Here is a 12345-nt window from a genome sequence, read left to right on the forward strand (position 1 = left end):
TTTTCAAGGGATTACCTATTCGGACGTTTGTAGAACGGGGTGGCGACCACTTCCGCCTTCAGACGCTTGCCGCGGATTTCCACTTCCACCTGTGTTCCCAGGGCAGCATGCTCCGATTTGATCAGAGCCAATCCGACGTTCTTCTTTAAGGTGGGCGACTGCGTTCCCGTCGTTACTTCCCCAACCAGCGCATCGCCGACATACACCGGGTAGTGTGTGCGCGGAATGCCGCGGTCGATCATTTCGATTCCCACCAGCTTGCGGGGTACGCCGTTTTCCTTTTGTGCCTTCAGCACTTCCTGACCGATGAACGGCACCTCTTTGTCAACCTTGACAGCAAAGCCGATTCCGACTTCGAGCGGGGTGATCTCGGGGGTCAGCTCCTGGCCGTAAAGCGGCAAACGGGCTTCAAAGCGGAGCGTATCGCGAGCACCCAGGCCGCACGGCAGGAGACCTTCTTCCTTGCCTGTCTCAAGCAGGCGATCCCACAGCTGTATCGCCTTGTCTGCGTCCAGATAGATTTCGAAGCCGTCTTCACCCGTGTAGCCTGTGCGGGAGACAAGTGCAGGAATGCCATCTACAAGCACATCGCGCTGGAAGCGGAAGAAGCCGATGGCAGACAAATCGGTGTCCGTCAGCTTTTGCAAAATGGACTCGGACGACGGTCCCTGGATCGCCAGCTGCGCCGTCTGCGGTGAAATGTTCTCAATCTGAACACCGTCGATCAGGTGTTCCTGCAGCCAGGCGAAATCCTTGTCGATATTGCCCGCGTTGATTACCAGCAGGTAGTGGTCGTCCGCGAACTTGTAAACCAGCAAGTCGTCAACGGTTCCTCCATCCGGATAACACATCACGCTGTACTGGGCCTGACCCACGACCAGTTTCGATACGTCATTGGTCGTTACGTGCTGCAGGTAGTCAAGCGCTTTTTCACCCTTGACATCCACTTCTCCCATGTGGGAGACATCGAACAAACCTGCTTTTGTGCGCACTGCTTCATGTTCCTGGGTGATGCTTGAAAACTGCACGGGCAGCTCCCAACCGCCGAAGTCGATTGTTTTTGCGCCGTATTTGGCATAGATGGGGTAAAGCGGTGTGCGTTTCAAATTGGACATGTGACCTGCACCTCCTGGGTATAGTTCCTTGGGCCTTTCTCTGAACGGGCGTTCGCCGCCACAAAAAAAGACAGAGCGGCAGAAGAAAGCAAACGCCAGCAACGTATTTTACCGGCGCCCAATTTCTTCCCCTCTGTCCTTGGTACCTGAGAGTTGCCTTGCTGCGTACCGTCTTGAAACGACACACCTGTCGCAAGTTTCCCCTTGGGTGGCTCCGTGAGCTCTCTCCAGAGATGCGTCCAGTAGAGGTACTTTTGCCTGAGAGATTCACCGTTGCCGGCTTGCTCCTTCGGCGCTGCTAGTAAAAGCAGTCTCTCCCTGCTACTATCATTCGCGTTGAAAGTTGGGTGATACATAACTTTTTGATTCCATTCCATACTAACAAAAGCATGATACCCTTTTCTATCCTACCATGAGAGTCTGCGGATGAAAATATGCAAATTGCGCGTCAGTTGGATAATCCCTTAACATACTTTCGAAAAAAATCGTTAATGTTTGCGTTTTCGCATATTTTCCTACAAAAATTGGCATTTTTTCAAGGGAGGGAACAAGGATGCCGAATATTGATGTGTCCTTTGACCAAACGTGGCTTTCCCCGCTGTCTGAATTGATCCTGCAGGACGGCCCCTGGCACAAATGGGATTTGTTCCAGCTGGCTCTGGAAGCGGAAGAAGCACTTGCGGTTCGGGAATTTGACCAGCTGCAGTGTCTCAAGTACATCACCAAGGTGCAACCGTTCCCCCATCAGTTGAAAACGGCGGAACGCGTGTTAAATGAGATGCGCGGACGAGCGATTCTCGCTGATGAGGTGGGGTTGGGCAAAACCATTGAAGCCGGCCTGATCATGAAAGAGTACATGGTTCGCGGTCTCGCGAAAAAAATCCTGATTCTCGTCCCTGCATCGCTGGTCATTCAATGGACCAAGGAACTGAATCAAAAGTTCGGCATTCCTGCTGTCGCCCAGAAAAAGGAGTACATGTGGCGTCAGTACGATGTGGTGGTCGGTTCCATTGACACAGCCAAACGCGATCCGCACAGACGTCACGTACTGGACATCGACTACGACATACTGATCATCGACGAGGCGCACAAGCTGAAAAACAAACGAACGCGAAACTACCAGTTCGTCAAGGAAATCAAGAAAAAATACTGTCTTCTGCTCACCGCAACACCGATTCAAAACGAAATGGACGAGCTGTACAACCTGATCAACCTGTTGAAACCAGGCCATCTGGGCCATACCAGCACGTTTTCCTCCAATTATGTGGAGGGCAAGCGGCAGGCAAAAAACAACGAAAAATTGAAGAGCGAAATCGACAAAGTGATGATTCGGAACAAGCGGAGCGACGGAGGCATTCAGTTTACCACCCGCCGCGTCCAGTCGATCCCGATCGAGTTGTCGCCGGAAGAACAGGCCCTGTATGACGGCGTTACCGGATTCGTGCGGGAACAGTACCATTCCGGTATGGGCGGTTTCAACTCACTGGCCCTGATCACCCTGCAGCGTGAAGTATGCTCAAGCCGGGAAGCTGCTTTCATGACCCTGTACAACATGCACCAGCGGTTGGGAGAGGATTCGCCCATGCGCGCTCAAATTTTGGAGCTGGTAGAGATGATCAAGAAAATCGAAGCCCATTCCAAAGCAGCGAAAACGGTGGAACTGATTCAGGAGATCAACGACAAGGTGATCGTTTTTACCGAATATCGCGCGACGCAAAACTATCTGCAAAAGTTCCTCAGCGAACACGGCATCACTTCAGTCCCCTTCCGCGGAGGATTTAAACGCAGCAAGAAGGACTGGATGACCGATTTATTCCAGAATCGCGCCCAGGTCCTGATTGCGACGGAAGCGGGCGGCGAAGGAATCAACCTGCAGTTTTGCAATCAGGTCATCAACTATGACATGCCGTGGAACCCCATGCGTGTCGAGCAGCGGATCGGTCGCGTCCACCGGCTGGGACAAAAACGGGATGTCCATATCTACAATCTCTCCACCGTCGGTACGATTGAACAGCATATTCTCCATCTCTTATATGAAAAGATCGATCTGTTCGAGATGGTCATCGGTGAACTGGACGATATTGTCGAACGCTTGTCACTGAACCAGTCGCTGGAGGAAAACCTGATCAGCATCATCATGGACTCCCGATCCGAACGGGAAATGGCCTTGAAACTGGACAACATGGGGCAGGCGATACGCGCCCTGCGCCAAAGCAAGCAGACGGAGAGCGAAATGCCGGAAGCGGCGGAGCGCTAGTCCCACTGCAAAGGAGGCACTGCGGACCGTGAACCAGCAGCAGATTAGACATTTTGTGGAACGGTATCTGGCTGCCTTTTCCACTCATGTGATGGAGTCGCACCCCGATTATCTGACCGTCAAACTGTCGGTGGAAGTGGACAAGGATATCGGAAATCGCCCTTTTTACTGGAGCTGGGTGGAAAAAATGAACCTTCCGCCAAAGCCCCTGATTCTCACCTTTTTCTTTGATCAGGAACAGGCGCCCGAGGGTATGCGGGGCGAACACATTCACTTTGGTGCAGGACGGTTGCAGCAGATTTTTCAATCTGCCCAGAAACACGGCCGATTCGTTTGCATGTTCGAGCATCCCCCGTTGCATGCGGGCAGGGGAGCAGGTCAACGGCGCTCTGTCCCACTCACGCCGTGGCTCGGCGTAAACCTGAAGGTCTCGTTTATCTGCGACAAGAAACGGGATCTGCTGCTCTACCTCGGCGTCAACTTGCATCAATCTCGCATCGTTCACGATTTTTACCCGTTTCTGAAGAGACTCAGCCTGTCTCCCTCCATCCCCGACTATTTTTACACGCTGGACAGGCGCCTGTCCCTGCTGCAAGCCTTTCAATTGGTGGAACAGGAGACGCGAGCCGTGCTGTCAAAACAGGATCAGCGCTGGGCTGATGAAGCTCGGACCCGGCTGAACGAGGAATTGGCCATTCTGGATGCGTACTACAGGGAACTGGCGATGCGGGAGGAAGCAAAACCCGAAGACAATGAAGAGGAAGACAACGACAGAGGGGAACAGCAGATCGCTGCCGTCGATGCGGGAATGAAAGAGGCCTCTCCTGTCGATGATCCACCTATTGTCGAAGCTTCGCAGTCGCTCGACGAATATCGCTCCACCGGCGGGCGCATTCTCGATTTTTTGCGCATGAACACCATACCGGAGACACCCAGGGCGGAAATCAATCAGGGAGAATGGCAAAAGAGCACGCCTGAAGAGGAAAAAGAGCGCCGCATGGCGGAACTGCGCTGGCAGCACGAACCGCGAATAGAGGTAAAGCTCATCAACGGCGGGCTGTTTTACCTGCACAACATGCCGCCGTTCCCGGTATAGGCCGTGGCAGATTGCGGGGGAAAATGTAAAAGATCAGCGATAAAAATGCGGTCATCTCAGACAATATGCAACAAATCTTTTTTTCAGAACTGGTTACAATAGGTACCGTACACTTTTTCTATACACAGACAAGGACGGTGCATGCTTATGGTCAGACGCCTGTCTTCTCTTGGATGTTTTGTTCTTTGCTGCCTGCTGATGTTCTCGTCCCAGGCTGTCCGAGCGGAAAAACAGAGCTGGGAGCAGATCTTTCAGTCCCAGGTTCATCAGTGGATGGAAGAGATCATTCAGCACGACGGCCAATTTCGCGACTGGCGCAAAGCGGGTGTAGAGGTGCAAACGTTGGGAGCCAATCAGCATCAATGGCTGGTATCACTGAACAAAGCCGGTAAGCAGGTAGGCTACCTGATCGTGGCAGAATCGCCCCAGCAAGGCGACTCGCCATCTCCTTCGTTCGTATTGCTGGAATACGGGGTGGGCGAATACATTTTGTTCGACGACGCTTTTGCTCCGCGCGAAATTGCCGCCGAGCCTGTTTACGACGGCTTCGCCTCCTTCTGGAGGGTTGCCCATCATCCGTTACAACAACTGATCGATGCAAAGACAGGTGAAACCTTTCCCCAAACAGCCAGACCGGATGATCCCGTGATGAATACGGTCTTGGCTGAAAATCTCGCTGGCTCCGGTCAATCCCTGACACAGATGCGCCTGTTTGACGATGCCCAAACCGATCCCTTTGACGATATTGGCTGGCTGCAGGATCTCCACAAGCCGAAAGATGAGGTTTCCTGGGAACAGCTGATGCAAAAGCATGACAACACGCACATTACATTAACGGTGTCGCTGTATCAAAATGAAGTGTTCGCTCCTTTTGCCGTCAACTCCCTCCATCTGTGGAACGATAGGGCGGCGTACGTCGGGGTATGGGATGGCGGGCTGCGCTTTTTGCCGTTTGCATATGCCGAACGAGTGGGAGATTTTCATGTGAATTGAAGGCCATGCTTGTGTTAGGTGGTTTCCCCAATAATTCACTGCAGTGGGAAGAAGCATGTTTCCATTCTCCCCGCTACGGTATCTTTTCGACACTATGGAAAAGGGGCAAATTCCTCAGTCTACACCAGACTTTTGGAACAGCCCCTTTTCTCAGTCCGGCACATCGTCAACGGCCGGAATCAAAGTACCTATGTTCAGTTGGCTGCAAACGGGAGTTCACGGCATGAAACACTTCCTGCGCCGACATCCCGTCTGCGTTGATGACTGGCGCTCCGGAAATGGTTTTGCTCTGATCATTGAGTACATTGACATCCTGTCCGGTAATGACGACAGCATCTACCAGGTTCTGCCAGTTGCCCAACTCTACTACGTCATAACCGTTGTCACGGAGCATTTTTTTAATTTGTGTCAGAGATCCTTCCACAGCGACTCTCGCCATTCGTTACCTCCCTGAGTGCATCCTTATTTGCGCAATAACATCCTGATGGACATCGGAATCGCACCGAACCAACGGGACGACCACGCCTCACGCGGAAGCTTGCGCTGCTTTCGCTCTTCCTTGGGGGTTTCCATGTACTGAACAAACAGCTTGGTCAGGTATTTCAAATAATCCTGAAACGACATGGCATGTGCCTCCTCCGCTCTAGCGGCCTCTCGGAATCATGCTTCAGCCATTAGTCTTTCCCGGACGGATCGTTTTCAACCATCCTCGCCATGATTTCCGCCACGATGGCGTCAACCGTTTTTTCCGTCGTGTCAATTTGGATAGGCGCAAAATCGTATGCACCTTTCCGCTGCTCCAACAATGCCTTGATCCGCTCTGCTGCACCACCGGCGAGCAAAGGGCGCTGGCTGTCGCACTCCAGCCGACGAATCAACTCCGCTTCGCTCGCCGTCAGCGCAATGACAATTCCTCTTTCCAGCATCGTCGCGACGTTCTTCTGCCGAAGCACGGCTCCTCCTCCCGTCGTCAGAACCTGGGCCTGTTCCCGCAGCAGTTTGTCCAACAGTTCTGCTTCCACATCCCGAAAGTAAGGCTCGCCTTTTGATTGAAAAATCTCCGCAATCGAACACCCTTCGCGCGCAACGATCTCCTCATCCAGGTCGCGGTGAGGCAGTTGCAGCGCTTTAGCCAATGCTTTTCCCACCGTTGTTTTGCCTGTTCCCATAAAACCGATCAGTATGACGTTACCCATTTTTCTCCCCTTCTATCCTTGTCCTGTTTGCGGAACGAACATTTTCACCGTCTTCGTCGCTGGCTCAAACGATACGTCATACCCCAGCACCTGCTGGAAAAAGCCGAGGGGAACCATGGTGCGCTCTCCCACTTCCACAAGCGGTTGGTCCAGCTCATAGCGCTGACGATTCACCGTGACGTAACGGTCGTTCTCTCTCAGAAAAATCTCTTTTCCGCTCCCTGTGATGTGAATGGCCTGTTTCTCTTTTGACCAGCTGACACGATATCCCAACCGCTCCATCAACGAACGCAGCGGAATGTATACCGTTCCCTTTCTCAAACGCGCGGGCACGTCCGGGTAATAGCTTATGCCGTTTATCACCGTCGTCACATAGGGCTCCCAGTACAAGGGAACAAAACCGCTGTCGTTGATGTTCAGGGCGTTCGGCAAAAAGTAACGGGCTTCTCCATGGAGGGCTTGTCCCAGCGCCTGGTCAAGATGTTCCGGCCCGATGACGCTGCCATGGTAGCTCAGCTGCACGCGCTTTAAAAAGCGGCTGTACGCCTCGTCCCCGATTTGTTTGCGCAAATGGTTGTACAAGAGCGCTCCCTTGGAATACCAGGTCCATTTAAACTCGTCGTACGTTGTGAACTGATGCAGGCTTTTCCCTAATTTCCCGTACGGGTACCGCTTTTTCAGCCGCTCCATATCGTAGCCGAACTCCTGAAGCACGCTGTTTGCCGCAGCATCGCCGTAACGCTTCTGTTTATAGTGGACAACACTCATCTCCACCAGACCCTCGTCAATCCAACCGCAAGTGGACTCCAGCGTCGCGACGCTGTTGTACCACCACATGTGGGCCACTTCATGCGGCAGCCAGTGATCCACCAGCGTAGTTCCCTGCAGATCCCGCTTGAACATGGCCATGTTGGCGTATTCCATGGCATACGTGGTGCCGGTCCCAGTCTCCGCGATGGCCACGCGGGGATATGGCAGCGGACCGTACAGCTGTAGGTACGCCGGGAAAACTTTCTCGGCAATTGCCTTGATCCGCTGTATATTCGCCTTGTCTACCGAAGCGATATCCACCGTCAGATTAGGGTCAAACTGAATGGTTTCCACATGATACAGCGGACTTCCCACCAGTGCGAAATTAAGAATTTGCTTGGCCTGATAACGGACCTCCTTGCGTCCGTTATCCATGTCCTTCGCTTCCCCCCTGCCCCACGAGCTGACCCACTGATACCCCCGCGGAGACACAAAGGAAACGTCGTAGTCAGCGTAGTGGTAGACGAACGGATCGCCAAAATCAACGCGCTGCGGCGGTTCGTACCACAGCCCTTGCCGATTGAGCGAACCCAGCATCGGGTACCACGTAGTCAGCGTCCAGATGTCATCCTTGACCCCAAAACGCGTGCCCCGCCGGGGAACAGCCGATTCAAACTCCACCGTGAGCGCGATGCGGGATTGGTTGGCAAAGGTGTTTTTCAGCCGAACCACGGATTGCCGTCGATCAAAGGCCAAGGGTTTCTTTCCCTGGCGAATGGATTTGACCGTCATCGGACTCCACGGATAATCGTACAGATAGAAGCGAAGTTCGGTCGTTTTGGGGTTGTCAAATTCCACCGCCATGCTGCCCGAGATCTTCGCCTCCGTGGGATTCAATTCAGCCCGTATCGTGTACTTCGGGCGCAAATCCTGAACAAGTGAGGGTATCGGCGGATCGTAGGCAAACGGGTCGGCTCCGGACGGAGTTGCCGACTGTGGTTTTCTCGTGTTCAGCCACGCTTCCAGCACAGGCCATTTTACGACGACTCCGACGGAAGCAAATACGACAAATATCGTCAGGCAAATGAGAATGCTTGTTTTTTGTGCGACATTCATAGGTTTCTTTCAAACTCCCATTGCGAAAAGACATCGTTTTGCTCCCATTGTAGCAAAACTCCCAATGACTGGGTAGAAAATCCCGAATTCCCCAAAGAACGTGTCATTTTTTAGCAAAAACTTGAACCGCTTTCAATTATCGAACAATAAGGGATTGCGATACAAAGCATGAGTGCCTTCGATATAATGTGGGTGTTCCAACCAAATATTGCCTGCAAGGAGGCCGTGCATGAGCAGCCAGTTTCAAGATCCCTTTACCCTATGGAAAAAGCTCTACGACCAAACGGAAGAGCAATGGAGCAAAACCCTCGGAGAGACGATCAAAACCGAATCATTCTCCGCGTGGTTGGGCTTAATGCAAAAGCAGATGCTGGAGTACCAGGACGCTGTCCGCAAAAATACGGAGCGTTATCTGGAGCATGCCCATTTGCCAAGTAAACAGGACCTGGCCAATCTGGCCGAGTTGATAATCAACGTGGAAACGAAAGTGGATGAACTGGACGCCAAACTTGACCAACTGACTGACTTGCTGCGAACGCTCGTGAAACCGGAACAACAGTAAGGGATTGGAAAAACACTCATTACCTTGTGCGGAGGGAATAAACATGAGCCATTTGCAAGGATTTGTCGGTATTGTAACAGGAGGATCCCGCGGGATTGGAGCTTCTATCGTCCGCGAACTGGCACAGCAAGGGGTCCATCTTGTCATCAACTACCAATGCAATGCGGATGCCGCAGAAACATTGGTTCAGGAAGTGCAGGAAGAATTTGGTGTAAAGGCTTTGGCGGTGCAGGCTGACGTCTCTCTGGAAAGCGATGCAAAACGCCTGGTACATACGGCGAAGAAATCATTCAACCGGCTCGACATTCTGGTCAATAACGCAGGCATTACCCGCGACAGAACATTCAAAAAGCTGTCCGTTGAGGATTGGAACAAAGTCATTGAAGTAAACTTAAACAGCGTCTTTTACGTAACCCACTCCGCTCTCCCCTATCTGCAGGAATCTCCCCAGGGACGAATTGTCAACATTAGCTCCATCATCGGCCAGGCCGGCGGATTCGGCCAAACCAACTACTCTGCTGCAAAGGCGGGCATGATTGGTTTTACCAAATCGCTTGCGCTGGAACTGGCAAAAACCGCAGTTACCGTGAACAGCATCTGCCCCGGCTTCATTGAGACCGACATGCTTGCGTATGTACCGGAGGAGGTTCGTGAACAAATCAAATCCCGCATCCCGCAGCGCCGTTTCGGTCAGCCCGAGGAAATCGCCAAAGCAGTCTCGTTCCTCGTCAAGGACGGCGGATACATCACCGGACAGAGCCTGAACGTCAACGGCGGCCTGTACATGTAGGGGGGCATCCAATCATGACCGGAGCAAATGCATGGGGAAACGGGATTTACCATTCCAGCCTGGATCGGTTTCAACGGGTACAGGACATCTTGTCCCGCCCTGAACCGGAAGTCGGCCTGACACCAAAAGAGTGCATCTGGACCAAAAACAAGACAAAGCTTTACCGATACATCCCCGTCAAATCCGCGGAAGAACGGCACAAGACTCCGCTGCTGCTGATTTACGCTCTCATTAACAAACCCTACATTATGGATCTTACGCCAGGCATGAGCATGGTGGAGTATCTGGTCAACCAGGGGTTTGACGTGTACCTGCTTGACTGGGGAGTCTTCCAGTTGGAAGACCGCACGCTGGCATTTGACCATCTGGTGTTCGACTACATTCCCCGCGCGGTCGACAAGGTGATGCGAACGTCCGGAGCCAAGGAGATTTCCCTCTTAGGTTACTGCATGGGCGGAACCATTACTTCGATGTACGCCGCTCTGCACCCGGCCACGCCAGTTCGCAATACGGTGTTCGTAGCAAGCCCCTTTGATTTTTCTGATGCAGGCGCCTACACCGTGTGGTTGGATGAACGTTACTACAACCTGGACAAAATGGTGGAGACATTTGGCGTGATTCCTCCCGAAATTTTGGATTTTGGCAACAAGCTGCTGAAGCCTCTCACCAATTTCGTGGGGCCATGGGTGAACCTCGTGGATCGTGCCGCTGATGAAACGTTCGTCAAAAACTGGCGGTTGTTAAACAAGTGGGTGGCAGACGGAACGCCGTTCCCCGGTGAAGCGTTTCGCCAGTGGATTCGTGACTTCTACCAGCAAAACAAGCTGATCAAAGGCGAATTGGTACTGCGAGGCAGACGTGTCGACCTTTCCAACATAAAAGCCAACCTCTTAACGGTGGTGGCGGAGCGCGACCATATCGCTCTCCCCTGCCAGAGCGTCGCCTTGAACCAAGTGGTTTCCAGCACAGACAAGACATTGCTGGAGCTGCCAACCGGACACGTATCCATCGTGAACTCAGGCGTGGCGCTGAAAAAGTTGTTCCCCACTCTCGGAGACTGGCTCGCCCAACGATCCAATTAAGCTAACGCTGCGCCGGGCGGGGCCCCTATATGCCGAAAAAAGGTGACCCCCTCCACTTTTGGGAGGGTCACCTTTTCCCTGTATGTTACGCGAATCGCTCGATCTTTACCCCATGCTGTTTTGCCCATCGGTGCAGCTCGACGAGAAGCTGTATCACATCCGGACTTTCGCTGTGGATGCAAAGGGTATCGGCGGCAAGTTCAATGACGCTGCCATCCACTGTCTGGACGGATTGTTCCAAAACGAGTCGGCTCGCTTGCTCCATTTGTTCGTCCTTGCTGATGAGCACGCTGCCTTCCAGTTCTCGCGGCGCCAGTCGGCCGTTGGGGAGATAGGCGCGATCAGCAAATACCTCTTCGGCCACCTGTAGGCCGTGCTCCAATCCCGCTTCCACCAAGGCACTGCCTGACAGCGCATACAGAATCAGCTCTTCATTTATGTCGGTCACGGCACGCACAACTGCTTCGGCCAGTTCCGGCTGTTCTGCTGCTTCATTATAAAGGGCCCCGTGCAGTTTTACATGGTGAAGTTTACCGCCAAGTGCTCTCGTGACGCCGTCCAGAGCCGCTATTTGGTACAGCGTGAGTTCGTATACCTCTCCGGCTGAAAGGTTCATGGAGCGCCTGCCGAATCCCTGCAGATCGGGATAACCGGGATGAGCTCCTATGTTTACACCGTGTTTTATCGCTGCTTCAACCGTTCTGCAGATGATATGAGGATCCCCGGCGTGCTGTCCGCAGGCGACATTCACAGAGGTAATCCACTTGAGAATCCCTAAATCCTCGCTCAACCGGGCGCGGCCAAATCCTTCCCCCAGGTCACAGTTGATATCCAGTTTTATCACGACACTCCCCACTTCCTTTCAACCTTGAAATGTAAGCGCATACAATAAAGCAAATGCCAATCCCTTTGATTTCCATATTTCTAGCATATCATGCCGCGGTGACAATCAAAACAAAAAAAGCTGCCGAATTTTGGCAGCTTATCGCGCAGTCTCCGCCCCCTCCGATTTGGGCGCTTCTTCATCCAGAAGGGCTTCGGCCAGAGACAAGACCTGATGCTTCTCCTGTTTGTAATCGTATTCTTTGGCTTTGTCAGGTTTCGCGTTGTTATAGACGACCGGGATCTCATGGCGATGGGAGCGTTCCACCCTGGTCACAAAATGAAGCTTTTCCATGATTCTGATGGCCTCGTCTATTTCGTTGGCATCCACGTACATGGATACGTAGTTCAATCGTTTTGAGATGTAGTGAATGGTGCCAAATTTACGTAAATTTTTGGCGGCGCGGGTGTTTTTTACCCAGACGGCGACCCCCAAACGTTTCTCTCTCATGTGTTAGGTCTGTCTCCTTCCCGAACGTGGTATTATCATTTGGAAATGGACCAAA

Annotated in this window: 13 protein-coding genes and 2 riboswitches; of the genes, 6 read left to right on the forward strand and 7 right to left on the reverse strand. The window is 52.6% G+C overall.

Going from position 1 to position 12345, the window contains the following annotated elements:
- Window positions 1–11: 11 nt before the first annotated feature.
- Complete coding sequence (gcvT, locus tag ACE99V_RS03965) at window positions 12–1115, reverse strand: glycine cleavage system aminomethyltransferase GcvT (RefSeq protein ID WP_400489975.1); 1104 nt, start codon at window positions 1113–1115, stop codon at window positions 12–14.
- A 123-nt stretch (window positions 1116–1238) separates the two neighbouring features.
- Window positions 1239–1351, reverse strand: a riboswitch (glycine riboswitch).
- A riboswitch (glycine riboswitch) is annotated at window positions 1352–1446 on the reverse strand.
- Between the two features lie 222 nt (window positions 1447–1668).
- On the opposite strand from gcvT, the gene ACE99V_RS03970 reads away from it, so the two are divergent.
- From ACE99V_RS03970 to ACE99V_RS03980, 3 genes are all read left to right on the forward strand, one after another.
- Window positions 1669–3372, forward strand: a complete 1704-nt coding sequence (locus ACE99V_RS03970; protein WP_400489976.1) for a DEAD/DEAH box helicase — start codon at window positions 1669–1671, stop codon at window positions 3370–3372.
- 28 nt (window positions 3373–3400) lie between these two features.
- Window positions 3401–4468, forward strand: coding sequence for a YqhG family protein (locus ACE99V_RS03975; RefSeq protein ID WP_400489977.1), 1068 nt, complete (start codon window positions 3401–3403; stop codon window positions 4466–4468).
- A gap of 141 nt (window positions 4469–4609) precedes the next feature.
- Entirely contained in the window at window positions 4610–5461 is an 852-nt protein-coding gene (locus ACE99V_RS03980) for a hypothetical protein (RefSeq protein WP_420998165.1), read from the forward strand.
- A gap of 166 nt (window positions 5462–5627) precedes the next feature.
- On the opposite strand, the gene ACE99V_RS03985 is transcribed toward ACE99V_RS03980, so the two are convergent.
- The 4 genes from ACE99V_RS03985 to ACE99V_RS04000 are packed head-to-tail and all read right to left on the reverse strand — an operon-like array spanning window position 5628 to window position 8523.
- Window positions 5628–5900 (reverse strand): YkuS family protein, encoded by a 273-nt coding sequence (locus ACE99V_RS03985; protein ID WP_400489979.1) that lies wholly within the window; start codon window positions 5898–5900, stop codon window positions 5628–5630.
- A gap of 23 nt (window positions 5901–5923) precedes the next feature.
- Complete coding sequence (locus ACE99V_RS03990; protein ID WP_400489980.1) at window positions 5924–6085, reverse strand: YqzE family protein; 162 nt, start codon at window positions 6083–6085, stop codon at window positions 5924–5926.
- A 50-nt stretch (window positions 6086–6135) separates the two neighbouring features.
- Window positions 6136–6657, reverse strand: a complete 522-nt coding sequence (locus tag ACE99V_RS03995) for a shikimate kinase (protein ID WP_400489981.1) — start codon at window positions 6655–6657, stop codon at window positions 6136–6138.
- 12 nt (window positions 6658–6669) lie between these two features.
- Window positions 6670–8523, reverse strand: coding sequence for a stalk domain-containing protein (locus ACE99V_RS04000; RefSeq protein WP_400489982.1), 1854 nt, complete (start codon window positions 8521–8523; stop codon window positions 6670–6672).
- Window positions 8524–8752: 229 nt separating this feature from the next.
- On the opposite strand from ACE99V_RS04000, the gene ACE99V_RS04005 reads away from it, so the two are divergent.
- Genes ACE99V_RS04005 through phaC form a run of 3 tightly spaced genes read left to right on the forward strand, consistent with a single transcriptional unit; the run spans window position 8753 to window position 10957 of the window.
- The gene (locus tag ACE99V_RS04005; protein WP_400489983.1) at window positions 8753–9085 is read left to right on the forward strand and encodes a polyhydroxyalkanoic acid synthase subunit PhaR; all 333 of its coding nucleotides are present in this window, start codon (window positions 8753–8755) and stop codon (window positions 9083–9085) included.
- A 43-nt stretch (window positions 9086–9128) separates the two neighbouring features.
- The gene (locus ACE99V_RS04010) at window positions 9129–9875 is read left to right on the forward strand and encodes a 3-oxoacyl-ACP reductase (RefSeq protein WP_400489984.1); all 747 of its coding nucleotides are present in this window, start codon (window positions 9129–9131) and stop codon (window positions 9873–9875) included.
- A 14-nt stretch (window positions 9876–9889) separates the two neighbouring features.
- On the forward strand, window positions 9890–10957 hold the full coding sequence (phaC, locus tag ACE99V_RS04015; protein ID WP_400489985.1) for a class III poly(R)-hydroxyalkanoic acid synthase subunit PhaC: 1068 nt from the start codon (window positions 9890–9892) through the stop codon (window positions 10955–10957).
- A gap of 85 nt (window positions 10958–11042) precedes the next feature.
- Here phaC and ACE99V_RS04020 read toward each other — a convergent pair whose 3' ends face one another.
- A complete protein-coding gene (locus ACE99V_RS04020; RefSeq protein WP_400489986.1) occupies window positions 11043–11801 on the reverse strand; it encodes a 5-oxoprolinase subunit PxpA in 759 nt (252 codons plus the stop codon).
- A 138-nt stretch (window positions 11802–11939) separates the two neighbouring features.
- Window positions 11940–12290, reverse strand: coding sequence for a YlbG family protein (locus ACE99V_RS04025; RefSeq protein ID WP_400489987.1), 351 nt, complete (start codon window positions 12288–12290; stop codon window positions 11940–11942).
- Window positions 12291–12345 lie beyond the last annotated feature (55 nt).

This window comes from Brevibacillus soli (assembly GCF_044759095.2).
Classification (GTDB): Bacteria; Bacillota; Bacilli; order Brevibacillales; family Brevibacillaceae; genus JBIYSM02.